We start from the raw sequence: 24,686 nt of genomic DNA, 5'->3' as shown, positions 1-24,686 counted from the left end.
AAATTGTCAGCAATTATATTACTATTTTTTCCATGTTTGGATTTTTCTTTAAAAAGAATTTATGCGATGTCTGGGACAATCTTTTTTATGTTGTTGTCTGCAATTTTTTTTCACTGATTGCGCTTTTTGTTTCATATCTGATTTTTATGTTTGCCTATAGTTCGCCTTTTTCTGGTGAATTTAGGACGGCGTTGATTTTTGCTTCTGTGATGGTTTGCTGCATTTTGATTTGCTCCACGGGATTTGCCGCTGGAAAAAATGCCGCTAAAATTTCAAATTTTAATGCTCCAAGATACAGTGATTTTTTTAAGGAATTCTTGGCTTCATTTAAAAGCGGCGCATTGTTCGGACTGTTTGCCGGCGCATTGATTTGTATTGCGGCTGTGAGTTTGCCTTTTTATTTCAGAATGTGGAAATCAAGCGGAAGCTACGTTTGGTTTGTTTTTATGGTTTTGATATTTTGGTTTTTAGTCACAACTTTCTTTGCGCTCCAGTGGTTTTTGCCTGTAAGAAGCCTTATGAACAATGGATTTAAAAAGTGCCTAAAAAAATCGTACATAATTTTTTTCGACAATATTGGTTTTACGTTTGCGCTTTCTTTTGTCAACTTGCTGAATCTTTTGCTTACGGTTTTTACTTTTGGACTTTATCCGGGAATGACAGGAATTGTGATTACCAATACAAATGCGCTTCGTATTCTTCTTTATAAATACGATTGGATTGAAGTAAATCCGGGACTTTCTGCGAAGGAACGCAAGAATGTGCCTTGGAGCGATTTGCTTGCTAAAGACAGGAAACTTTTGGGGCCAAGAACATTAAAAGGTTTCTTTTTTCCATGGAAAGAAAATAAAGCCTAAATTTTTACATTGTTGTTTTGTTTCTGCGAATATTGACAAAAAAGCGTAAAGATTGCAAAATGACGCAATATATACAATTGTTGAAATTTAATAAAAATAAGAGGCCATAATCTATGGAAGATGATATTCTTACAATTGAAGAAGTTGCAAAATATCTTCGTGTAAGCGAGCGTACTGTATATGACTGGGCTCAGAAAGGCGAAATTCCAAGCGGAAAAATTGGAACTGTCTGGAGATTTAAAAAATCTGAAATTGAAAAATGGGTAAACGAGCGGCTTTCTTCTAGCGGAAAGTCAAATGATTCTGAAATTGTTGTTCAGGTAAAAAATATACTTTCTCCAGAGCGGATTGTTTTTATGAATCATCAGACAAAGCATGATTCTCTTGTCCGCCTTGCGCAGAATCTTGCTACGGCGCCTCAGGTAAAAGACGCAAAAGAACTAGAAGCTGAAATTCTCAAGCGGGAAGAGCTTATGTCAACTTCTATTGGCAGAGGTCTTGCGATTCCCCATGTGCGCCTTTCAAGTGTTACTGACCTTGTTATGTCCGTAGGAATTTCAAAATGCGACATAATTGGTTTTCAGCCTGTTGATGAAATTCCTGTAAGAATTCTTTTTATGATTGCGGCGGCGTACAATCAGCACAGCTATTATTTAAAGACACTTTCATTCTTTAGCGCAAAACTAAAGGACGCATCTTTGAGGGAAGCTCTTCTTAATTCGGAATCTCCTATGGATGCTTACAATCTTCTTATAAAATAAAACCGCATTGCTTCCTTGCGCTTAAAATGCTCATGGAAGCATTACGGAAATCCATTTTGAAAAATCGCTTTGGTTTTTGTCAATAATTCCCCAAGTTAATCCCGGCACTGTTGTTTCTCCTGTAAGATAGGTTTTGCTTTCAACTGAAAAGCCGAATCCTGGGTGGGACGAAACAAGTCCTGCAACTGCGTGATGAAATTCGCTGCTTACAAAAATTATGGAATCTATGTTCATACTTTGAAGAATTACTGCAATCAGCATGGATCTTGAGTCGCAGTCGCTTCCGCCGCCAGAAATTATAGACGGAAGAGAAGCAAAGTCGCTTGCAGTTTTTTCTCTTTCGTATTTGAATTCTTGAGTCCATGACAAAAGTTTTTGCGCAAAATCAGTTTCGTCCTTGCAGTCAGGCGCAAGAGCTCCGTAAATGTCAAATGAAACTTTTTGAAGCCGCTTGCACGAATCTTTAAAAATCATTCTGTAGTAACGTTGCCAAGCTTCTTTCCAAAGCGGACTGTTCATGTACATTTGAAGAACTTTGTATTCGCGCTCAATAAGATATTCTGAATTTTTGCAGTCAAGCGAATCGATTTGTGTGGAAATTTTCTTTTTGTCTATGAAGAGATTCAGCGGCTGTTCCTTGCCGGAAGCAGGATGATACAGCGATGTAAAAAGTCCCGGTGAAAAACAGCTTTCTGAATCAACACAAAGCGAATCGATAAAACTTTCAATGAGAAAATCCGTGTTTTTAAAATATTCCGCGCCGCACCAGGAAACGAGAACCGCAATGCTTTTGTTTTCTGGAATTACAGAAGCTGCCGCGTAGCCTTGTGTTTCTACTCCGGAAATTTTTCCCTTGAACGCCGCAATGCAGGCTTCGTTATTTCTCCATTGCGCAGTTTTTGATTCAAGAGTTTTGAGGTTTAGTTTTTTGATTGTGCTTTCAAGTGCTTCTTGCGCTGAAGTGAATTTTTCCTTTTTGTAAATTTTAACTATGGAATTTACCGGCGCAATTTTGCTTTGCAGAAGAAATGAATCTTCGCCTTGAGACTGAACGAGCGCAAATTCTTCAGGCAAATCAATAAAGACTGAATTTGAAAATCCTTCAAATGAAACTCTGTGCGCAAAAATTTCTATTGAAATAAAAAGCAGAACTGCAAGAGCGGCCGTTTTTTTTGCAATGCTTGTCATTTTTACAAACCTCAATTAAGATAGAACTCTAAATATTGAGCTGGTTTCAAAAGTTTTTTGCTATTGAAACTCTTTCTATTTTTATTTTCGGCAAATGAAAACTTTTTCTATAATTTTTGAAAACGATGAAATTCTTCTTGTGAATAAGGAAGCTGGCGTTTCTGTTCAGGGCGGATCCGGAATTGCTCATCCGCTTGATGAAGAGCTTTCCATTCAGCTTGGATACAAAATTTTTCTTGTTCATCGTCTGGACAAAGAAACTTCCGGCATTCTTGTTGTTGCAAAAAACGCGCAGGCTGCTGCAAAGTGGACAAACTTGATTTCAGGCGGAAAAGTAAAAAAAGAATATGTTGCGGTTTGCTTTGGAATTCCTATTGTGAACGGAAAAAAATGCTATTCAGGCGTTTTGGAAGGAACTGTTGAAGCCCACGGAAGAACTCAAAATGCAAAAACTTTTTTCAAAGTTGAATCGGTTTGGAATGTAAAACTTCCAGAGACGAAAGAAGATCTTGAGCTTAGTTTTTTGAAGCTTGCTTTGGGAACAGGCCGTATGCACCAGATAAGAATTCAGCTTGCAAAGGCTTCTTGTCCGATTGCAGGAGACGACAAGCATGGAGATTTTAAAAAGAATAAGCTTGCAAGAAAAATCGGAATTAAGAAACTTCATCTTGCGTCTGTAAAACTTTCTTTGCCTGTTGACGGTAAAATGCAGACTTTTGAAATTCCGCTTCCTGAACATATCAAAAATACATTGAACAGCCAATAACAGGTTTCGTTATTGACGTATTTATTTGTTTTATGGTACTATATTATACTTATTCGTTATTATTTATAGGAGTTCCGTATGTCAGGACACAGTAAATGGTCAACCATTAAACACGCAAAGGGTATTGCTGATGCAAAACGTGGAGCGCTTTTCACAAAATTCATAAAGGAAATTTCTATTGCAGCAAAAATGGGTGGAGGAGATCCTGATTCTAACCCTCGCCTTAGAACTGCTATGCTCAAGGCAAAAGCTGCTTCTATGCCAAAAGACAACATTGAGCGTGCTATAAAGAAAGGAACTGGCGAACTTGGCGCAGTTTCTTATGAAGAGCTTGTTTATGAAGGATATGCTCCAGGCGGAGTTGCAGTTCTCGTAGATGTTCTTACAGACAACAAGAACCGCGCAGCTGCTGATGTTCGCAATATTTTCAATAAAAACGGCGGAAACCTTGGAACAACTGGTTCTACAAGCCGTATGTTTGAGCGCAAAGGCGTTATCGAATACGATGCAGAAAAAGTAAGTGAAGACGATGTTATGAGCGTTGCTGTTGAAGCTGGCGCAGAAGATGTTGTAAATGAAGACGGAGTTATTACTGTAACAACAGATCCAGCTTCATTTGACGCAGTTCTTGAAGCTCTTCAGGCTAAAGAATGGGAAACACTTTCTGCTGCTGTTTCTATGGTTCCGTTTAACTATACAGCGGTTGATGCTGAAACTGCAAAGAAAGTTCAGAAGCTTTTGGACAAGCTCGAAGAAAATGATGATGTTCAGAACGTTTATTCAACTGTTGAATATCCAGAAGACTTCGATCCTGAAGCTTAAGTTTTGACTTTTTAGTTTTTATGCAGGCATTTGGTGCGGAATTTTGTTTCGTCCAAGTGCCTTGTTTTTTTTTCAGCATAGATGAAAAAACGCCGGATTATTGGCATAGATCCCGGGCTGGCGCATACTGGGTTCGGGATAATTGACTGTGAAAATTCCAGAATTTCTCTTGTAAGTTATGGAGTTATAGAAACTTCAAGCAATGATTCGCATGAAGTGCGTTTGCTTTATATTTACAATAAGCTTTTGGCGATTTTAAATGAGTTTCGTCCTACAGAAGCTGAAATGGAAACTTTGTTTTTTGCCCGCAATACAACTAGCGCGCTTGCAGTGGCGGAAGCAAAAGGCGTTGTGAGTTTGTGCCTTGTTCAGCAGGCAATTCCCATTTTTATGTATGCTCCGAATCAGATAAAAAGCGCAGTTACAGGAACAAAAAGCGCAGATAAAGATACGGTTGCTCGGTATGTTCAGCTTCTGTTGAATTTAAAGTCGCCGCCTCGTCCAGATCATGCCGCGGACGCACTTGCTGGAGCTATAACGCATTTTCACAGCACTTTGTCTGCATAGAATAAATTTTGGCGTTTCCTTTTTTTCCGGCTGTATTTATAATTTCTATTTTTGAAAGAACCCAAAGCATAAGGTTTGCATCGCTTCTTTTTACAAGCGGAACATCTTTCTTTAAAAGCTCAAAAAAATCTTTTGAAGTAAATGTGGCAGGAAGATTTTTTGGAAGCAGTTTCTTATAAGATGATTTTCCGTGCAGAGTAAAAATTTTTCCTGTCTGCTCAAGCCGCTTTCCTGTTTTTTGCCAGTTTCTTTTGAATCTTCGCCTTTTGTTTTTTGACTGGACCGGCTCTTCCGTTTTTGTGCGTTCTTCTGTTATTTCAGCTTCGATTACTTCCAGCGTGAATTTTTTTTCGAGCAGAACGGGAACAAGAGCTGTTATTTCCTTGAAAACTGAATATATGTTCTTTTTTAAAGGGCTTTTTCGCCTTGTGATTTTTCCTGTAGCGGCGTCTTTTGTTTCTATGTATTTTATGGTTGCAAGCGGATAGACAATTTTTATTTTTCGTTTTTCGGATAAAAAGAATTCAGTTTTATTGAGCAATTTTCCAAGTGTTCCAGTTTGAATTTCTATGATTCCGTCGTCAGGACAAAGAATGTCTGCAATGTACGCGCCGACTTTTACTTCCGATTTTCCGTCGCATTGGATTCTGTAAATGGCTTTTAGCGACTTGTGAAGGCTTGTTTCATTCAGTGTGTTTATCATTTTCTTGCAGCCTGCGGATTTTTAGCAGATATAAAAAAGATTCTCAACTATACAGTTTTAAAGTCCGGCTGAATTTTCAGCTATAAAAATCAGGTTATCGGAGAGTTTTTGCATTGACATTACGTTTTTTTTTGATAAAATATTTAATAAGTGGGAAATAGTGGGGTAAAGTGGTGGATAGTGGCATGGAAATGCTTTTTGGCGAGTACAACAACACGCTGGATGACAAAGGAAGAATTCAGTTTCCGGCGAAGTTGCGCTCTGTTTTGCAGCAGGAAAGTCTTGTTGTAACTCAGGGGCTCGACCGCTGTCTTATGATTTTCTCCATTGATGAATGGACTTCTCTTAATAAAAAAATTGTGGACTCGGCGTCTTTGTTCAATGATCAGAAACGCCTTGTTATGCGACGCTTTATTGCGCCTGCACAAAAATTGGACTTTGATAAATCCGGCCGTCTTTCTATTCCCCAGACGCTTAGAGATTACGCAGGACTTAAAGGTGAATGTACGATTCTTGGAATCAACAAGTACATGGAGCTTTGGGATTCTGAAAAGTACAGAGCTTACCTTGATGAAACTGAAGATTCGTTCCTTAAGGCTGCGGAAACTATGGGTGATATTTTGATGTGAGTTTTGCCGCTCAAAAAATCAGGCTGGAAAAAAGTGGAAATTGTTCATACTCCTGTATTGCTAAATGAATGTCTCAAATTTCTTTCTCCAACGGGCGAACCGTTTGAAAAAGACGCTTTTATGATTGATTCCACTTTGGGAGAGGGCGGACATTCGTTTAATTTTTTAAAAAAATTTCCAACTTTAAAAATTCTTGGGCTTGATGCTGACAGCGTTATTCAGGCTAGGGCGAAAGAAAGGCTTGCGGAATTCGGGGAGCGGATGAAGTTTTACAACGGCTGGTTCAACGATTTTTACTGCAATTATTCTGAAGAAAGAAAGCCTGATTTGATTTTGTTTGATTTGGGAATCAGCGTTTTTCATTATGAAAAAAGCGGCAGAGGATTTTCGTTTCGTCATGATGAAGAGCTTGACATGAGGCTGAATCCAAACACAAAAGAAAGCGCCGCCGACATCGTCAACGAAATGCCTGAAGCTGAGCTTGCAAATATGATTTATCTTTATTCAGATGAAAAATATTCAAGGCGGATTGCAAGCGCGATTGTTTCTGCAAGAAAGTCTCAGAAAATTGTTTCAACAAAAACTCTTGCCGATATAATTTTCAATGCCGTTCCTTCAAAATATAAATACGGAAATATTCATCCTGCGACAAGAACGTTTCAGGCTTTAAGAATTCTTGTAAACAGCGAGCTAAAAAGGCTGCCGGAAGCAATTCACGCTGCGTTCAATGTTCTTGCTCCGGGCGGAAAAATGGGCGTTATAACATTCCATTCTCTTGAAGACAGAATTGTAAAAAATTATTTTCGCAATCTTGGAAAGCAATGTGTTTGTCCGCCGGAATTTCCAGAATGTGTTTGCGGCGGAACTCCATGCGCGGAAATTTTAACAAGAAAACCTGTTGAGCCTTCCGAAGAAGAAATCAAAACGAATTCTCCTTCCAGAAGCGCAAAACTCCGTGTTGTGCGAAAACTTCGGGATGCAGACAAGCTTCGGCTTTATGGAGTGGAGGCTTTGTAATGAAAATAAAAACTTTGCTGAAAAATTTTTGCCTTGTTGTGTTTGCTTTGGGAATTCCTGGGCTTTTGATTTTAAATGGAATTCAGTCAAGCAAATACCGCGAGCTAAAAAAAGAAGTTTCGGAGCTTGAAAAAAAACAGGAAAAACTTATAGAAGAAAATAAAAAACTTATAACGGACATAAGCGTGCTTTCGAGTTCAGACAGAATTGAAACTATTGCTGAAAATGATTTGGGCATGAGAAAAGCTGAAACTGAAGAAATTGTGCGCGTGGAGATGAGAAAAAATGAACGAAAATGATTCGCTTTTGTCGCTGGAAGAAATACTTGAGGCTGTTTATGGCGTGCACGTTTTTGGAAACGGTCCGCTCTGCATAAAGTCTGTTCAGACAGACAGCCGCTTAGTTGAAAAAGATACTCTTTTTGTTCCGCTCATTGGTGAAAATCAGGACGGGCATTCTTATATTCCTCAGGCAATTGAAAAAGGTGCAAGCGCAGTTTTTATCCGCATGAAAAATTTTGAAGGTAACGGAAATTATTTTGTTCAGCTTCATGAAAAAAATCCTTCTGTAATTTTTATTGCTGTAGAAAATACTCTTGAAGCTTTGCAGAAAGCCGCTGCCCGTTATGTGGAAAAATTTCCGCATCTTATAAAAATTGGCGTTACAGGCTCAAGCGGAAAAACCACAACAAAGGAAATTCTAGTTTCAATACTTTCGCAAAAATACAATGTTGTTTATAACAAAGGAAATTTAAACAGCGAGACAGGACTTCCGCTTTCCGTGTTTAATATAAAAGCCGAGCATGAGTGCGGAGTTTTTGAAATGGGCATGAACCGTGAAAATGAAATCGGAGAAATCGCTTCTGTTCTTAAACCTCGTTTTGCCATTGTAACAAATATAGGCACGGCGCATATTGGAATTCTTGGAAGCCGTGAAAACATTGCGAAAGAGAAAGCAAAAATTTTCAGTTATTTCGGCGGATTTGGAACTGGCGTAATTCCGATTGACGATGATTTTTCTGATTTTCTAAAAAATGAAATTGATGGAAAAGTTGTGTTCTACGGAAACGACACTGACTCTGTAAAATATATTTGCGACTTGGGATTGAAAGGAACAAAATTCAGCATAGACGGAATTGAAACAGTTTTGCCGCTTCCAGGAAAATACAACTACAAAAATGCTTTGGGCGCGATTGCTCTTGCTCAAGTGCTTGGACTTTCTTCCCGGCAAATTTCAGATGGAATTTCAAGTTTAAAGCCGTTGTCCGGACGCTCTGAAATTCTTGACGGAAAAAATTTTTTTATTATGCAGGACTGCTACAATGCAAATCCTGATTCAATGGAAAAAGCTATTGAATTTATAGGCTCTGTAAAAAAAGAGGCGGGCGCAAAAAAAATTTTTGTTCTTGGCGATATGCTTGAGCTTGGCTCTGATTCAAAATCCGCACATGAAAAAACTGGAGTTCTTGCATCAAATTCTGACGCTGACCTTGTGATTTTTATTGGAACAGAAATGAAATCTGCTTTTGAAAAGATAAAAAATTCTTCTGAAAAAAATATTATTTTTATTGCAGGAAATTCTCAAGATGCAATGGAAAATGCTGCTTTGGAAATAAAAAATGTTTTGCGCGGAAGTTCAAATTCAATTGTATTTATAAAAGGTTCAAGAGGAATGGGACTTGAGCGGATTTCAAAAATTTTGCTTGGCGGAGACGAGTGATTATGGGAGAGTACAGATTTTTTCCCGACCGTCCTGTGTCAAATTATAGAAAAAGTGATTCAGTTTTTATTGTCTGCACTTTGCTTTTGTGGGGACTTGGAATTTTTACACTTTACGTTTGTTCTCCTGGAGTTGGCGAGCGGTTCTTTGGAAATAAAAATTATTTTTTAAATAGGCAGATTGTTTCTTCTGTAGTGGGTTTTGCCGGATTGATTTTTTTTGCAGTTGTTCCAGTAAAGAGAATTCGAAAATTTGTTTTTATGTTTGCCGTGATTTCTTTTGTTCTTTGCATTCTTGCGTTTCTTCCTGGAATTGGAAGCGAAAGAAAAGGCGCTTCAAGATGGATTGTGATTCCGCATTTATTTTCTTTTCAGCCGTCGGAATTTGTAAAGTTTGCAATTGTAATGTACTTGGCGCACATGTTTGATGCCCATTCTTCTGAATACGAGGAAAGCTCCAGAGAATTTATTTATCCTGTTGTTGCTCTTTTGCTTTTTGTTGTTGTGATTTTTTGCCAGAGAAATTTATCTACTGGAATTTTTGTTTTTGCACTTGGCGTGGCGATGTTCATTTTGTCTGGCGCGTCTTTAAAATGGCTTATTCCGTTTTCTATTCTTGCAATTCCCGCCGCAGTGATTTTGGTTTCCATGGAAGAATATCGATTAATGAGAATTCTTGCGTATCTTTTTCCTGAAAAATTCAGGCTTACGGCAGGCTACCAAACTTCAGCATCTGAAAGGGCGATTGGCGCAGGAGGAATTTGGGGAACTGGAATTGGCGACGGGCTTGAAAAAATTTCTTCGATTCCAGAAATTCAGACTGACTATATATTTGCAGGCTGGGCTACAATGATGGGACTTTTTGGCGTAACGTCTTATTTTATTTTGCTTATAGTTTTTGCCTGCCGTGGATTTAAGATTGCGCTTAACTGCCCGGATAGGTTTGCGGCTTACGGTTCGTTTGGGTGCACGCTTTGCATTTTTTGCCAGTCGATTTTTAACTGCGCCGTTGTCTGCGGAGCTTCTCCTACAACTGGAATTCCTTTGCCTTTTTTTTCTTCAGGAGGCTCGTCCCTTATAATAACGCTTTGCATGTGCGGATTTATTATAAACGCTTCCCACTGCGATGCCGATAAAGAATCAGGGCAAACTTTGAAAAATAAATTTGATAATATTGAAACAATCGGGGGAGTTGTAGTTGAATATGAGTGATGCGGCGATTTCTGATTTTGACGAATTTTTTGGTTCTTTTGAAGCTGTAAAAACTTCTGAAAAAGCAGACCAGAAAACAAGTGAAAAAAAATATATTGTTCTCAAAATTGTTGTTTTTGTGCTTGGATTTTTTCTTTTTGTTGAAGGAATTATCTATGCTTTTGTTCTTCCTTGCTTTGGACATCCGGCTATAATTTATTCAGGCTTGGATTCTTTTGCGCGAAAAGATATTGCGGAACGACTTGCGCCGCTTTCAAATTCGTCTTGGACAGGATTTGACACAGACCGTGCGGCTTCAATTTTGAGCAACGTTTCTTATATTGAAAGAGTTTCCGTTGACAAGCGTTTTCCAGATAAAATTTTTATTTCAGTAAAAGAAAGAGCTCCTGTTGCAAAAACTATTCTTTCTGTAAATGGCGTGTCAAAGTCTGTTCAAATTGACGAAAATTGTGTACTATTCAGCATACAGTCAGATTCCATTTTGCAGGACAGTTCTATTCCTCTTATTTCAGGGCTTCCTATTGAAAATCTTCAGGAAGGAATGAGGCTTCCGGCAAAGTACCGTGTGCTTATGGAGCAAATTTCAGCGATAAGAAGTTTGCCTCAGAAATATTTTGCCGCGATTTCAGAAATTCAGGTTGTGCCTAAAGAGTATGGAAACTACGAGCTTGTTCTTTATCCTACGCAGGCAAAGGTTAGAGTTCTTACCGACCGCTCTTTGACTGAAGACGCGCTGAAGTACATGATGGTTGTTCTTGACGTTGTAAATTCTATTGAACCGGATGTTGTGGAAGTTGATTTGCGATACGATTCGCTTTCATACAGATGCCGTTGAGTGAGGAATATTTTGGCTCGGACGATTGTTGGTCTTGACATTGGCACTTGCTGGATCAGGACAGTTATTGCAGAAGTAAATGCAAATGACGAAATTGAAATAATAGGAATTTCAAAAAAGCCGTCTCAGGGAGTTAGAAACGGAATAATCGTCAATATTGATGCAACAAAAAATGTAATAAAAGAAACAATTGAAACTGCCGAAATCAGCGCAGGAACAACAGTTGTTGAAGTTTATACTTCGATTGGCGGTTCTCAAGTTACAAGTCTTCCTTCTACTGGCGTTGTCGGCGCAGATCCTAAAGGCGGCAACCGTGAAGTTGAAATCAAAATGGAAGCAAAGAGCCGTGCATTGGATTGCGCCCAGGCTGTTTCAATTCCGCTGAACGAAATTCTTCTTCACATTCTTCCGCAGGAATATCTTGTTGACGGACGCGAATATGCGAATCCGATTGGAATAAAAGGTGTGCGCCTTGAAGTAAAAACTTTGCTTTTAAAAGTTTCAACTTCAGCCTATGCGAATATAAATGAATGCATAATGCGCGCAGAATATCAGCTTAGAAGAATTACGCTGAAAACTTTGGCTGCAGCCTATGCGACTTTGAGAGAAGACGAGCGCGACCTTGGTTCTATTCTAATTGATTTGGGCGGCGGTTCTACGGATGTAATTGTTCTGAACAAAGACGCTCCGGTTTTTACAACTTCAATTCCGGCTGGCGGAAACCGAGTTACAAATGATATTTCTGAAGTAATGGGCGTTCCTTTTTCTGTAGCTGAAGAATTAAAAATAAAATACGGCACTTGCTGGCTTAATGAAGGCGAAGAAAATGAGGAAGTTATAATTCCTGGTGTTGGTGGACTTCCGCCTGAACTTACAAACAAAGCCGCTTTAAGTGAAATTATAACGGCGCGTGTTGAAGAAATTCTTGTTTCCGCAAAAAAGGAAGTTGTCAGACGCTCTGGTCTTACGGAACTTAGGGGAACAATTGTTCTTACTGGCGGTGGCGCTCTTATGCCTGGAATTGAAACTCTTGCGCAGGAAGTTTGGAAAACTACGGCTGTTAGAATCGGATGCTGCGCGGATTTTGGCGGAACTGATGATTCTTATAGAAATGCGGATTTTGCAACTGCTGTTGGACTGGTTCTTGCGAATAAAAATGATGATTCTTCTGCGGCAGTTTCCCGCAAAGTTTCAAAAAAGCAAAAGCAGGATTCAAAGTCCAGCTGGTTTAAAAACTTGCTAAAAAAGATAAACTGATAAATTAAATATTTTTGGATGCGCTCTGCTTTTAATGGGGATTAAGAAACAGAATGCGCGGGTCGGGAGGAAATTATGGAATTTACAAATGTTGAAGACACGTCTTCTCAAAAAATGAATGCGCCGCTGAATGGTTCTGTTTTGCAGCCAGTTTCAAATGTTGCAAATGACGAGCCGTTGAATTTTGATGATGAGCTTGGTGATATAAATCCTACTGTTATAAAAATTATTGGCTGTGGCGGCGGCGGATCCAGTGCGGTTCAGCGCATGATTGAAGACGGAGTTTCCGGTGTTCAGTTTATTGTTTTAAATACAGATAAGCAGGCTTTGCATAAATCAACTGCGCAGCTAAGAGTTCCAATTGGGCAGAAAATAACAGGCGGACTTGGGGCGGGCGGAAATCCTGCTGTCGGTGAAAATGCTGCAAAAGAAGATGCTGAGCGTATTTCAAGAATTATTTCCGGCGCAAACATGGTTATAATAACTGCCGGAATGGGCGGAGGAACTGGAACTGGTTCTGCGCCTGTTGTTGCGGAGCTTTCTCACAATGCTGGAATTCTTACGATTGCTGTTGTTACAACTCCTTTTGAATTTGAAGGAAAAGTCCGCATGGACAACGCTATGGAAGGACTTGAAAAACTCCGGCAGAATGTAGATAGCCTGATTGTTCTTCCGAATGATTTGATTTTTAAAGCCGTTGAAAATGTTGACCACCGCATGACTTTTAGAGAGCAGTTCAAATTTGCGGACGGACTTTTGTGCGCTGGCGTAAAGGGAATTACAGAACTCATTACTCAGCCTGGAGACATAAATCTTGATTTTGCCGATGTAAGAAAAATAATGTACGGTTCAGGCGATTCAATTCTTGGAGTTGGAAAAGGCAAGGGCGAAAACAGAGTCAACGAAGCTGTTGAAGGCGCAATTGCAAATCCTCTGCTTGAAAACCGCCAGATTGACGGCGCAAGAAAAATTCTCATTAACATAACGAGCAATGGAAATTTGGATTTGGAAGAAACTCAGGATATTGTGAATTTAATCAAGCATTCAGCAAGCAAAGAAGCGGAAATAATTTTTGGACTTTCAGAAAATTCCGCAATGGAAGACGACGAAGTTTCCGTTACTGTAATTGCAACCGATTTTAGCGGCAATGAAGATTTTGCAACTTCTGTTCCTTTGGAAGAAGACGAAAAGGATGATTCTGTTGCTGACTATGGCGAGTTCATCCGTGCCTTGGGCGGAAAAACTGAATCGGACTCAAAGCCAGCAAAGCCTTCAGAGCATTTTAGTTCTATTGATTTTAAAAATTCTTCAGTTGAAAATTCCGCTTCAAAAGAAAATGATGAAACTTCATTTGCTCCGGCGGAATCTCTTGGCGAGCGGGAAACTGTCTCTCTTGTTGAAAATCAGCCTGAAGAAAAAAATTCTACAGATGAAAAAAGACCGTTTTCCGGGCACAAGCTTCCTGCGGGAATAAAAATTGATCCGAACGACATAAATCAGCCGGCAATTTATAGAAAACGCCTGAACGGACTTTCGCGCTCCATAGATTTGACGCAGCTTTGATTTATGGAAAGAAAATCTCTGCTTCAGGAATTTTACAGTGATCTTCTTTTTGTGGAAAATCACGGAAAACTGACGGCGGAAACTTATTTGATTTGCGTTCAGGAATTTCTTGATTATCTGGAAAAAAATGAAACGCCGCTAGAAAAAGTTTCAGTTCAGACTTTGCTTTATTATGCGGCTTTTAGAAAAACTTCCGGAAGAAAAGAAATTACTCTTGCAAAAGATTTGTCTGCGCTTAGAATTTTTGGTTCGTTTTTAGTCCGAAAAAAAATTTGGATTGAAAATTTTGCGCATGAAATCGGAAAGCCGAAAGTTTCAAGAGCTTTGCCAAAAGTTTTGGAAGTTGAGCAAGTTGACAGTCTTTTGGCTTCAATCGATGTGGAAAAGCCGCTTGGAATAAGAGACCGCGCGTTGTATGAAGTTATTTACAGCTGCGGACTTCGGATAAGCGAGGCTTGTTCACTTTTGATTTCGAATGTTCATTTTGACGAGAATCTGATTCTTGTGCGCGGAAAAGGCAGCAAGGAGCGGCTTGTTCCGTTTGGCGAGGATGCGGCGTTTTGGCTTAAAAAATGGATTTTTGAAATTCGTCCCGGATTTGTTGGAAGTAGAATTATTCCCGAAGTTTTTGTAAATTCTAAAGGAAATCCTATTTCAAGAAAAGGAATTTGGAAAAATTTCAAATTGATGGGAAAGAAAACTGGAATTGAAGCTAAAGTCCACACTTTGCGCCATTCCTTTGCAACTCATTTGCTTTCGGGCGGGGCGGATTTAAGATCTGTGCAGGAGCTTTTGGGACATTCGGATTTGTCCACAACGCAGATTTATACGCACATAGAGGATTCAAGGCTTGAAGAAAGCCACAGGGATTTTTTTCCCGGACATAAAACTGAATAAAACAACGGAGGATTTGTATGAAAAAAATTATCAAAATTTCGTTTGCGCTTTTGATTTCTTTTGCGGCGATTTCCTGTTCTCCTTCTTATAATTCTGTAAAACGGATGCAGCGAATTGAAGAGGGCGTTTCAAATCCTACGACAAAAGAAGAACTTGAGGAAGCTATAAAAAAATACGATGCCCGCGCAATGGATTTGGCTCTTACAGAAGGCCAGATTGGAATTTGGTATAAAATTCTTGGAACTCGTTATATTGATCAGCAGATGTACGGAAAAGCATTGGAGTGTTTCCAAAAGGCTCTGTCTTATTATCCAGACAACGCGAATCTTTATTATTACGTAGGAAGCTGTGCAGGCCACATGGCTAATGCCAGCCTTGATTTTGAGGCGAATGGAACTTCTTCTAGCGGCGCAATAAAAAAAATGAATTATCTTCGTCTTGCTGAAAATTCTTATCTTCAGGCATTGAAAATCGACCCGAATTATTACCGTGTTTTGTACGGACTTGGAATTCTTTATGTTTTTGAATTCGGGCAGGGCGACAAGGCGATTCCTTATCTTGAAAAATTCCTTTCTGTTCAGACTAGAGATACAAATGCAATGTTTGCTCTTGCAGGCGCATATTATCTAACATATCAGTTTGACAAGGCGATTGAACTTTACGACAAAATTATTGAGCTAAAACCCAATGCAGAAAAAGTTCAGGCTGCGCAGGAAAACAAAAAGAAGTGTCTTGAGCTTCAGTATAAATAAAATTTGCATTTTATAACAAATTTTTATATCTTTTTCTTGTGAATATTTTAGACATTGCAATTTCATCAATAACATTCCTTTCTGCCAAAGAAAAAATTCTTTTAAAGAAAAATATTGACAGCATGGATAATCTTGCGTTACTGTCTATAGAAGAGCTTTCTACTATTATAGGCAGAAGTTTGGGAAGGGCGGTTTGGAATGGAAAAGCGTGCAGGGCTTTAGCTGAAAAAAGTTTTAGCCTTGCAGAATCAAAAGGAATAAATTCTGTTTTTTATTATGAATCGGAATTTCCTGCCATGCTTAGAACTATTCCAGATCCGCCTTACGCATTTTTTTACCGCGGAACTTTAGAAGCCTTGAAAAAGCCTTGTGTTTCTGTTGTGGGAACAAGACGTGTTTGCGAAAAAACTGCGCGTGCGGCTTTTGGCTTTGCAAAGGAAGCTGCTTTTTGTGGCCAGACTGTTATTTCCGGGCTTGCAAACGGAATTGACAGTTTTGCTCATAAAGGCGCTCTTGCCAGCGGAATTTTGCAGTCAACTGCGGCGATTCTTCCGTGCGGAATAGATACTGTTGTTCCGTATGGAAACAGAAGCCTTGCTCAGCAGATTGTAAAAAGCGGCGGTTTTATTGCAAGTGAGTATGTTCCCGGCATTCCTGCTGAGCCTTGGAGATTTGTTCAGCGGAACAGGCTTGTGGCGGCATTGTCTTCATGCACTGTCGTTGTTCATGCTCCTGCTGGAAGTGGCGCTCTTATTACTGCTGATTTTGCCCTTGATTACAACCGCGATGTTGTTTTTCATTCGGCTGGATTCTGCAATGAGGCTGAAAAAAATGGATGCGTCGGAAAGAAAAATGTCCGTACTTCTGAAAAATTTATTGAGGAAGGAGCTCCAGTTATAGAAAACTATGCGGATTTTGTCGCGGTCAGAAAAAATGCTCCGGGATTTAAAGTCTGTAAAAATAAAGGACAGCTTGAATTTTTTGATTCATGCTGACAGGTGGATTATGGCTGAAAAAACTGCTAAAAAAACATCGAAAAAAGAGACAAAAAAGAACACTCTGATTATTGTTGAGTCTCCTGCGAAAGCAAAGACAATTGAGCATTATCTTGGAACTGGCTACACGGTAAAGGCTTCTATGGGACATCTTATTGATTTGCCTAAAAGCCGCATCGCAATCGATGTAAACAATAATTTTCAGCCGGAATATATAACTGTCCGCGGGCGCGCAAAGCTTCTAAAGGAACTGCAAAAAGATGCAAAGAATTCTTCTGGTGTTTTGCTTGCATCGGATAATGACCGCGAAGGTGAAGCGATTGCTTGGCATTTGAATAATGCGCTCAAGGAAAAAACAAATGCTTCTATACAGCGCATTGTGTTTAACGAAATTACTCCAGTTGCAATAAAGGAATCTGTAAAAAATCCGCGTGAAATAGACGAAGCAAAAGTAAATGCGCAAAAAGCCCGCCGTGTTCTTGACAGGCTTGTTGGCTACAATTTGAGTCCGCTTCTTTGGAAAAAAGTAAAAAATGGACTTAGCGCCGGTCGTGTTCAGTCTGTTGCGTTGCGCCTTATTTGCGAGCGTGAAAAAGAAGTTGAAGATTTTATTCCTGAAGAATATTGGTCTCTTGATGTGGATTTTGCAAAGGGAAAAAATAAATTTACGGCTCAGCTTGTCCAGTACAAAGGAACAAAGCCTGAACTGAAAAATGAAAATGCTGTTAATGACATTATAAAGGAAATTCAAAACAGCGAGTGTAAAGTTTTAGATATAAAGGAAACTGAAAAGACAGTACGACCTAAGCCGCCTTTTACAACTTCAAAGCTTCAGCAGGCAGCGGCAAACAGGCTCAGCTTTACTTCAAGAAAAACAATGCAGATTGCCCAGCGTCTTTATGAAGGTGTGCAGATTGGAAGCACTCGCGTTGGACTTATTACCTATATGCGTACCGATTCTGTCCGCATAAGCCAGACTGCTATAAACGATGTAAGAGACTGGATTGGAAAAAATTTCCCGGAGGATCTTCCTGCTGAAAAAATTGAATATGCAGTTGGAAAAAGCGCGCAGGATGCTCATGAAGCAATCCGTCCGACTTATGTAAAGTATACTCCAGACAGTGTAAAGGAATATTTGACTCGTGAAGAACTTCGTTTGTACTCAATTATTTGGGAACGTTTTGTTTCGAGCCAGATGAACAATGCAAAATCAAAGACAACCAGCGTTGACATTCAGGCTGGAGACGCTTTGTTCCGTGTGAGTGCAAGCAAGCTAAGCCACAAAGGTTTTTATAACGTTATAAAGACGCTTTCTTCAAAAGAAGATGTAACGGGAAGTCTTCCTTCGCTTAAGATTGGTGAAATTCTTTCAAGCGGAAAATTTTATCCTGAGCAGCATTTTACTCAAGGACCGGCCCGCTACACTGACGCTTCAATGGTAAAAACTTTGGAGGAAAAAGGAATCGGCCGCCCGTCAACTTATGCGCCTATAATTTCAGTTTTGCTTGACCGCTATTATGTAACACGAAATAACAAGCAGCTTGTTCCCACGATGCTCGGAAAAATTATCTGCAAGATTCTTGTTGAATCATTTCCTGATGTTATAAATGAGCAGTTTACTTCGGAAGTTGAAAATGATCTTGACAAAGTGGAGCAGAATGAGCTTGTCTGGAACAATATGATTGCGGATTTCTTTGGACCGTTTAAAAATCGCGTTGAAGAAGTCATGGAAAATCAGGAAAGCTTAAAAGGAACTCTTGATGAGCCTACTGATGAAATTTGCGAGAAGTGCGGAAAGCCAATGGTAAAAAAACTTGGACGCTTCGGATATTTTCTTGCTTGTTCTGGATTTCCTGAGTGCCACAATACAAAAAGTGTTCCGCTTGCAAAATGTCCGCGCAAAGGCTGTGATGGGCATATTGTCGCAAGAAAAACAAAAGGCCGCGGAAAAGAATTCTACGGATGCACAAATTATCCTGAATGCACATTTATTTCGCATTTTAAGCCGATTGACGTTTATTGCCCTAAGTGCGGCTGGTTTCTTGTTGAAAAATACGACAAGAAAAACGGCTCGTATAAAAGCTGCATAAATCCTGACTGCGACTATCTCCATTCTGCGGATGAGGCTGTTGCAGCAGAAGCGGCTGGAGAATTTGCAAAGGCGAACAAAGCTGATAAAGAGTCAAAAGAATCCCAAAATGCCTGAAACTCTCTTTGAATGCTCCGAAGAATTTTTGGTTTACCTTGGAAGCGTCCGAGGTTTGTCAGAAAATACAGTTTTGTCTTACCAGCAGGATTTGGCTCATTTTTGCGAATTCTTTGGAAACGAAAAATTGCCAGAAGAACTTACGCTGGAAGACTTGAGGCTTTTTGTTGGAGAATTGAGCCGCAAAAAATATTCAGTGGCTTCTATAAATAGAATTATTTCCGCAGTCAGAGGATTGTTTGCATATTTAAAGAAATTTGGTTATATTTCTAAAAACGTTTCTTACGAGTTAAAATGTCTTCGTCAGTCAAAAACACTTCCGCGCTTTATGTCTCAGACTGAAATTGACAATGTTTGCCGTCAGCCTGAAAAAAAAGAGCTTTTGTGGGCATCAAGGGACAAGGCGATTTTTGAAATGATGTATTCTTCTGGATGCCGTGTGAGCGAGCTTGCTTCGTTGAAGTTTCAGGATTTCACAAGTGATTTTAGAAGCGCGGTTGTTACTGGAAAAGGAAAAAAAGATCGCCGTGTTTATTTTGAGCAGGACGCAAGAAACGCTCTTATGCTTTATCTAAAGGAAAGAAACGCAAGATTTCCGCAGGCTGAAAAAGGATGCGCTGGCGAAGTAAGCAGAATTTTTTTAAGCCAAAAAGGAACTGCGCTTTCGGCTCATGGAATTTGGTATATCGTAAGCCGCTACACAGGAATTGAAGGAACTGGCAGCCATGTTTCGCCTCATGCTTTTAGGCACACATTTGCTACGGGAATGCTTAATTCCGGCGCGGACATAAGAATTGTTCAGGAGCTTCTTGGGCATTCGAGCATAAGCACAACCCAGCGTTATACTCATGTAACTTTGGAACGTTTAAAAAAAGTATACAGCCAGGCGTTTCCGCATTCAGGAAAAAAAGACTGAAATAGAAACTGTCTGCTAAGGAGAATACAAATTATGGAAAATGAAAATAAAATCCGCAGCACCACTGTAATTGCTGTAAGGAGAAACGGAAAAGTTGCCATGGCTGGAGACGGTCAAGTTACTATGGGAAACACAGTGATGAAGGGCAATGCAAAAAAAGTGCGTCGCATTTATGATGGCAAAGTTCTTACAGGATTTGCCGGAGCAACCGCAGACGCTTTTACTCTTTTTGACAAGTTTGAAGAAAAACTAAAGACATTTAACGGAGACCTTACAAGAGCCGCAGTTGAACTTGCAAAACTTTGGCGCACAGAACGCTCAATGAGCAAACTTGAAGCGCTTTTACTTGTGGCTGATTCAAATAAAATTCTTTTGATTTCAGGAAGCGGAGATGTCATCGAGCCTGAAAACGACATTCTTGCAATCGGTTCTGGAGGAAACTATGCTTATGCGGCTGCAATGGCTTATATGGAATCTTCTCAGCTTTCCGCAAAAGAAATTGCCCAAAAGTCGCTTGCAATCGCAGGACAAATATGCATTTATACTAACAGCAACGTTGTAGTTGAGGAGCTTTAATATGACTGAAGAAATCAAGGCGCAGTCGAATTCAGCAGGAATTCCAGACGGACTTACTCCAGCGCAGATTGTTGAAAAACTTGACAATTACATAATCGGGCAGCAAAAGGCAAAACGTTTTGTCGCAGTTGCTTTGCGAAACCGCCAGCGCAGAATAAAGCTTCCAGAAGAAATCCGGGACGAAGTTGCGCCTAAGAACATTTTGATGATGGGACCAACTGGAGTCGGAAAAACCGAAATTGCACGCCGACTTGCAAAACTTTGCGGAGCGCCGTTCTTGAAAGTGGAAGCTACAAAATACACTGAAGTTGGCTATGTGGGCCGCGATGTTGAAAGCATGGTCCGCGATCTTATGGCGGTTGGCTACAATATGGTAAAAGCTGAAATGCAGGAAAAACTGCGTGAAAAATGCATTCCCATGGTGGAAGACCAGCTGCTTGATTTGCTTTTGCCTGGAAGTTCTGGCAAGAAGAAGCGCAAGGATTCCTCACCAAAAAGAGATGTCCATGTGCTTGGAAATATATTTGGAGAATCAAGCCCGATTCAGGGAAGTTTGATTCAAGTTGATATTCCAAAAGAAAATCCTGTTCAGGAAGAGCCGCAGGAAGAAAACGAAGAAGAAACTTCAGCCCGCGAGGACATGGCTTCTACACGTGAGAAATTCAGGACAATGCTCCGTGAAGGAAAACTTGAAGACCGCATCGTGGAAATAACCGTTCACCGTCAGCCTTCGTTCAGCATGAACATGATGGGAGCAAGCAACCCAGAAGACCTTGAGGAAAGCATAAACGGGCTTCAGGAGCTTCTTTCAGGCGGAAGGTCAAAGCGGCGCAATGTGACTGTTCGGGAAGCGCGGCAGATTCTTATGGCGGATACTCTTGAGCGGAATACGGACAGCGACAAGGCTGCTGATGAGGCAAAAAAAAGGGTAGAGCAAAGCGGAATTATTTTTATAGATGAAATAGACAAGATTGCGACTCATGGCGGCGAAGGCGATCGTCAGGCAGTCAGCAGGGAAGGTGTTCAGCGTGATATTCTTCCTATTGTTGAAGGAAGCGACGTGAATACAAAATGGGGCGTGGTAAACACAACGCATATTTTGTTTATTGGAGCTGGAGCGTTCAGCGTGTCTGCCCCTAGCGATCTTATTCCAGAACTTCAAGGCAGATTTCCTCTTCGCGTTGAACTGGAGCCGCTCAAAAAAGAAGATTTTAAACGCATTCTTACCGAGCCAAAAAATGCCCTTGTAAAGCAGTATGAAGCGCTTCTTGCCACTGAAGGCGTAACTTTAAAGTTTGCAGACGAAGCTATTGACCGCATGAGTTTTATTGCAGAAGATGTAAATTCTCACAGTGAAAATATAGGCGCGCGCCGTCTTCACACTATAATGGAAACTGTTCTTGAAGAATTGAGCTTTGATGCTGACCGCCATGCAGGAGAAACAATAACAATTGACAGCAAATATGTTGATGAAAAACTGAACGGCGTAATTCAAAACCAGAATCTGGAGCGTTACATACTCTAGCTTTTTTATTCTAAAGCAAACAAAAAAGGACTTGGAACTGTTTTGCAGAACCAAGTCCTTCATTTTTTTAGTTTGAATATTACTTAGGAATTTCTTCCACAGCAGTTTTTGTATTTTTTCCCGCTTCCGCAAGGGCATGGATCATTTCTGCCTACTTTTGGAACTGATCTAGTTACTGTTACACTCTGTCCTTGTCTTCCGCTTTTCATTGCTGAATTCTGGGCTGCCTGCTGCGCGCTTCTTGCCATTGACTGCGCTTCCTGATGCTGGGCATTCATTTGGCGAGGCTGCTGCTGGCGTTGAGGCTGTGAGCCGACTTGAACTTTTACTTTGAAAACTCTGCTTGTTACAGAATCTCTTATGCTGTCAAGCATTTCATCAAACTGATTGAATCCGTCAATTTTATATTCTGTGAGCGGATTTTTGCTTCCGTAAGAACGCAAGTGAACGGCTTCTCTTAATCCGTCAAGGAATTCAAGCTGATCAAGCCATTTTTTGTCAATCATCTGAATATACTGATAGCGGATAAACATATTCAGGCTTTGTTTTCCGGCAAGCATTTCCTTTTGTGTCAAGTCATTTTGAAGAGCAGCATCAACACCTTCTTCTGTAAGCTGATCGTAAGAAAGCTGCTGGCCGAATGTGTTGTAGATTTTGTCTGCAAGCGCGCTTTGCGATGGATTTCTTTCATGCTTGAATTCTTCGAAAATCTCAGAGACAGTTTCTTTTGCATTATTCATAACTCTGCCGCTCAAGTCTTCGTCTACAAGAATTTCGTCACGCTGGTCGTAAATAAATTTTCTCTGCTGATTCAAAACATCGTCGTAGTCAAGAAGATTTTTTCTTATTTCAAAGTTTCTTTCTTCTACTTTTTTCTGGGCTTTTTCAATTGAGCGGTTAAGCATCGGGTGATTTATTGGCTCGCCTGGCTGCATTCCGATTCTGCTCATAATGGCTTTCATCTTTTCGCCGCCAAACAGTCTCATAAGATCATCGTCCATTGAAATGTAGAATTTGCTTCTTCCTGGATCTCCCTGACGTCCAGAACGTCCGCGAAGCTGATTGTCAATACGGCGGCTTTCATGGCGTTCAGAACCGATTACGTAAAGTCCGCCAAGATTTTTCACTTCCTCGTAGTCTTTTTTCCATTGCTCTTTTTCAATTTTGAGAGCTTCGTCAAACTGCTCCTGAGAAGCTTCTGTTCCGACCTTTTTTCTTGCTCTGGTTTCAGGACTTCCGCCGAGCTTGATGTCTGTACCGCGTCCTGCCATGTTTGTTGCGACTGTTACAGCTCCTTTTGCTCCAGCTTCGGCTATAATCAAAGCTTCACGCGCATGGTTTTTTGCGTTAAGAACTTCGTGGCGGATTCCTTTTCTTGTGAGAATTGCCGAAAGATGCTCTGATTTTTCTACGGAAACAGTTCCGATTAAAACTGGCTGTCCTTTTTTGTGCGCTTCTTCAACTTCTTTTGAAATTGCAATCCATTTGTCGCTTTCGTTCAAGTAAACTTCATCATCTTCATCAATGCGGGCAACTGGCTTGTTTGTTGGAATTACAACAACATCAAGATTGTAGATTTTGTCGAATTCCACGGCTTCTGTTGCGGCGGTTCCTGTCATTCCAGAAAGCTTGTCGTACATTCTGAAGAAATTTTGGAACGTGATTGTCGCAAGAGTTCTGTTGCGCTGGGCAATCTTTAAATGCTCTTTTGCTTCTATTGCCTGATGAAGTCCGTCTCCGTATCGTCTTCCTTCAAGAATGCGTCCTGTGAATTCATCAACAATCTGAACTTGTCCGTCTTTTACAACGTAGTCAACATCAGGGTGATAAAGCGTGTGAGCCCTCAATGCCTGTGTAAAATAATGAACGAATTCAAAATTCTGCTCGTCAAAAACAGTTGTTCCCGGCTCAATAAGATTGTGGGAAAGAAGAATGTCGTTGATTTTGTTCATTCCCTTGTCTGTAAATGAAACGCGCTTGCTTTTTTCGTCCAGCTTGTAGTCGCCTTCGAGAGCTGCTCTCTGTTCTGGAGTCATTTCAACTTCGTCCGGATAGTCGTTTGTCTTTGGATCTTTTTTGACTTCCGTGAACATTCCAATGTATTTGTCAACTTCGTGGAATTTGAAAGTGTCGTCTTCGCCTTGTCCTGAAATAATGAGCGGAGTTCTTGCTTCATCGATAAGAATGGAGTCGATTTCGTCCACAATACAGAAGTTGAATCCGCGCTGAACTTTGCGGGAAGCATCAATCTGCATGTTGTCGCGCAAATAGTCGAATCCGAATTCGTTGTTTGTTCCGTAAGTCAAGTCGCAGTTGTAAGCGGCTTTTCTTGCGTCGTTGTCCATATTGCTTAAAATGCAGCCTACAGTCTGGCCTAGGAATCTGTAAATGCGTCCCATCCACTGGCTGTCGCGCTCTGCAAGGTAATCGTTTACAGTAACGATGTGAACGCCTTTTCCGCTAAGAGAATTCAAGTAGGCGGCGCAAACGCACATGAGAGTTTTACCTTCACCAGTCTTCATTTCTGTTATTCTGCCTGAATGAAGCACAAGAGAACCCATGAGCTGGCATGGATAAGCGCGCTCTCCAAGAACCCTTTTTGCCGCTTCTCTTGCCAATGCGAATGCGTCCACAAGAATATCATCGAGAGTCTCGCCCTTTGCAAGACGCTCTTTTAGGATTTTTGTCTGTTCAGGAAACTGCTCGTCAGAAAATGCCTGTGCCCAGCTTTCTCTAGCTTCAATCTGCGCAACAACAGGCTTAAGTGCTTTTACAGCGCGGTCATTTGCCGAACCGAAAATAATTGTTAATAATTTGTCAAACATAATGCAGTAAATATATAAAATTTTCTATATATTTGCAACTTTCTGAAAATCCGGGTGTCTAAGTCTATAGTGATTTGAAGTTCATTTTAGGTGGAAGTA

The 24,686-nt window shown here is 40.3% G+C and carries 23 protein-coding genes; 20 read left to right on the top strand and 3 right to left on the bottom strand.

Going from position 1 to position 24,686, the window contains the following annotated elements:
- Window positions 1–32: 32 nt before the first annotated feature.
- Window positions 33–857 (top strand): hypothetical protein, encoded by an 825-nt coding sequence (locus tag Q0N70_RS00470; RefSeq protein WP_294012160.1) that lies wholly within the window; start codon window positions 33–35, stop codon window positions 855–857.
- Window positions 858–970: 113 nt separating this feature from the next.
- Complete coding sequence (locus Q0N70_RS00465; protein WP_294012157.1) at window positions 971–1,618, top strand: PTS sugar transporter subunit IIA; 648 nt, start codon at window positions 971–973, stop codon at window positions 1,616–1,618.
- Window positions 1,619–1,648: 30 nt separating this feature from the next.
- Here the strand turns inward: Q0N70_RS00465 and Q0N70_RS00460 are convergent, their stop codons facing one another.
- The gene (locus Q0N70_RS00460) at window positions 1,649–2,806 is read right to left on the bottom strand and encodes a hypothetical protein (RefSeq protein WP_294012154.1); all 1,158 of its coding nucleotides are present in this window, start codon (window positions 2,804–2,806) and stop codon (window positions 1,649–1,651) included.
- 94 nt (window positions 2,807–2,900) lie between these two features.
- Between Q0N70_RS00460 and Q0N70_RS00455 the strand changes: the two genes are divergently transcribed.
- The 3 genes from Q0N70_RS00455 to ruvC all read left to right on the top strand — a co-directional run bounded on the left by Q0N70_RS00455 (window position 2,901) and on the right by ruvC (window position 4,961).
- Window positions 2,901–3,572, top strand: coding sequence for an RluA family pseudouridine synthase (locus tag Q0N70_RS00455; RefSeq protein WP_294012149.1), 672 nt, complete (start codon window positions 2,901–2,903; stop codon window positions 3,570–3,572).
- A 78-nt stretch (window positions 3,573–3,650) separates the two neighbouring features.
- Entirely contained in the window at window positions 3,651–4,394 is a 744-nt protein-coding gene (locus Q0N70_RS00450; RefSeq protein WP_288567500.1) for a YebC/PmpR family DNA-binding transcriptional regulator, read from the top strand.
- Window positions 4,395–4,475: 81 nt separating this feature from the next.
- Window positions 4,476–4,961, top strand: coding sequence for a crossover junction endodeoxyribonuclease RuvC (gene ruvC / locus Q0N70_RS00445; protein ID WP_294012143.1), 486 nt, complete (start codon window positions 4,476–4,478; stop codon window positions 4,959–4,961).
- On the opposite strand, the gene Q0N70_RS00440 is transcribed toward ruvC, so the two are convergent.
- Window positions 4,927–5,664: a hypothetical protein gene (locus Q0N70_RS00440; RefSeq protein ID WP_294012140.1), complete on the bottom strand. Its 738-nt coding sequence runs from the start codon at window positions 5,662–5,664 to the stop codon at window positions 4,927–4,929. The genes ruvC and Q0N70_RS00440 overlap by 35 nt on opposite strands.
- A 185-nt stretch (window positions 5,665–5,849) precedes the next feature.
- Between Q0N70_RS00440 and mraZ the strand changes: the two genes are divergently transcribed.
- The 15 genes from mraZ to hslU all read left to right on the top strand — a co-directional run bounded on the left by mraZ (window position 5,850) and on the right by hslU (window position 21,762).
- Entirely contained in the window at window positions 5,850–6,293 is a 444-nt protein-coding gene (gene mraZ, locus Q0N70_RS00435; protein WP_294012137.1) for a division/cell wall cluster transcriptional repressor MraZ, read from the top strand.
- Between the two features lie 33 nt (window positions 6,294–6,326).
- Window positions 6,327–7,310: a 16S rRNA (cytosine(1402)-N(4))-methyltransferase RsmH gene (rsmH, locus tag Q0N70_RS00430; protein WP_294012134.1), complete on the top strand. Its 984-nt coding sequence runs from the start codon at window positions 6,327–6,329 to the stop codon at window positions 7,308–7,310.
- Window positions 7,310–7,609, top strand: a complete 300-nt coding sequence (gene ftsL, locus Q0N70_RS00425; protein WP_294012131.1) for a cell division protein FtsL — start codon at window positions 7,310–7,312, stop codon at window positions 7,607–7,609. Before rsmH ends, ftsL begins: the two co-directional genes overlap by 1 nt.
- Window positions 7,596–9,029 carry a UDP-N-acetylmuramoyl-tripeptide--D-alanyl-D-alanine ligase gene (gene murF / locus Q0N70_RS00420; protein WP_294012128.1) on the top strand — a complete coding sequence of 478 codons (1,434 nt, stop codon included), beginning with the start codon at window positions 7,596–7,598 and terminating at the stop codon, window positions 9,027–9,029. Before ftsL ends, murF begins: the two co-directional genes overlap by 14 nt.
- A gap of 2 nt (window positions 9,030–9,031) precedes the next feature.
- Window positions 9,032–10,240, top strand: coding sequence for an FtsW/RodA/SpoVE family cell cycle protein (locus Q0N70_RS00415; RefSeq protein WP_294012125.1), 1,209 nt, complete (start codon window positions 9,032–9,034; stop codon window positions 10,238–10,240).
- On the top strand, window positions 10,233–11,075 hold the full coding sequence (locus Q0N70_RS00410; protein WP_294012122.1) for an FtsQ-type POTRA domain-containing protein: 843 nt from the start codon (window positions 10,233–10,235) through the stop codon (window positions 11,073–11,075). The genes Q0N70_RS00415 and Q0N70_RS00410 overlap by 8 nt, the downstream gene beginning before the upstream one ends.
- Window positions 11,076–11,087: 12 nt before the next feature.
- Window positions 11,088–12,332, top strand: a complete 1,245-nt coding sequence (gene ftsA, locus Q0N70_RS00405; RefSeq protein ID WP_294012119.1) for a cell division protein FtsA — start codon at window positions 11,088–11,090, stop codon at window positions 12,330–12,332.
- A gap of 75 nt (window positions 12,333–12,407) precedes the next feature.
- A complete protein-coding gene (gene ftsZ / locus Q0N70_RS00400; RefSeq protein WP_294012116.1) occupies window positions 12,408–13,895 on the top strand; it encodes a cell division protein FtsZ in 1,488 nt (495 codons plus the stop codon).
- Window positions 13,896–13,898: 3 nt separating this feature from the next.
- Window positions 13,899–14,792 (top strand): tyrosine-type recombinase/integrase, encoded by an 894-nt coding sequence (locus Q0N70_RS00395; protein WP_294012113.1) that lies wholly within the window; start codon window positions 13,899–13,901, stop codon window positions 14,790–14,792.
- Window positions 14,793–14,809: 17 nt separating this feature from the next.
- The gene (locus Q0N70_RS00390) at window positions 14,810–15,544 is read left to right on the top strand and encodes a tetratricopeptide repeat protein (protein ID WP_294012110.1); all 735 of its coding nucleotides are present in this window, start codon (window positions 14,810–14,812) and stop codon (window positions 15,542–15,544) included.
- 38 nt (window positions 15,545–15,582) lie between these two features.
- A complete protein-coding gene (locus Q0N70_RS00385) occupies window positions 15,583–16,539 on the top strand; it encodes a DNA-processing protein DprA (RefSeq protein WP_294012107.1) in 957 nt (318 codons plus the stop codon).
- A 10-nt stretch (window positions 16,540–16,549) separates the two neighbouring features.
- On the top strand, window positions 16,550–18,745 hold the full coding sequence (topA, locus tag Q0N70_RS00380) for a type I DNA topoisomerase (protein WP_294012750.1): 2,196 nt from the start codon (window positions 16,550–16,552) through the stop codon (window positions 18,743–18,745).
- Entirely contained in the window at window positions 18,738–19,661 is a 924-nt protein-coding gene (locus Q0N70_RS00375) for a tyrosine-type recombinase/integrase (protein WP_294012104.1), read from the top strand. The genes topA and Q0N70_RS00375 overlap by 8 nt, the downstream gene beginning before the upstream one ends.
- 33 nt (window positions 19,662–19,694) lie before the next feature.
- Window positions 19,695–20,237, top strand: coding sequence for an ATP-dependent protease subunit HslV (hslV, locus tag Q0N70_RS00370; RefSeq protein ID WP_273353491.1), 543 nt, complete (start codon window positions 19,695–19,697; stop codon window positions 20,235–20,237).
- 1 nt (window position 20,238) lies between these two features.
- On the top strand, window positions 20,239–21,762 hold the full coding sequence (hslU, locus tag Q0N70_RS00365) for an ATP-dependent protease ATPase subunit HslU (protein WP_273353493.1): 1,524 nt from the start codon (window positions 20,239–20,241) through the stop codon (window positions 21,760–21,762).
- Between the two features lie 83 nt (window positions 21,763–21,845).
- Here the strand turns inward: hslU and secA are convergent, their stop codons facing one another.
- Complete coding sequence (gene secA, locus Q0N70_RS00360; RefSeq protein ID WP_294012096.1) at window positions 21,846–24,587, bottom strand: preprotein translocase subunit SecA; 2,742 nt, start codon at window positions 24,585–24,587, stop codon at window positions 21,846–21,848.
- Window positions 24,588–24,686 lie beyond the last annotated feature (99 nt).

It is taken from the genome of uncultured Treponema sp., assembly GCF_945873775.1.
Lineage (GTDB): Bacteria > Spirochaetota > Spirochaetia > Treponematales > Treponemataceae > Treponema_D.
This window is presented reverse-complemented; position numbering and strand designations above follow the sequence as displayed.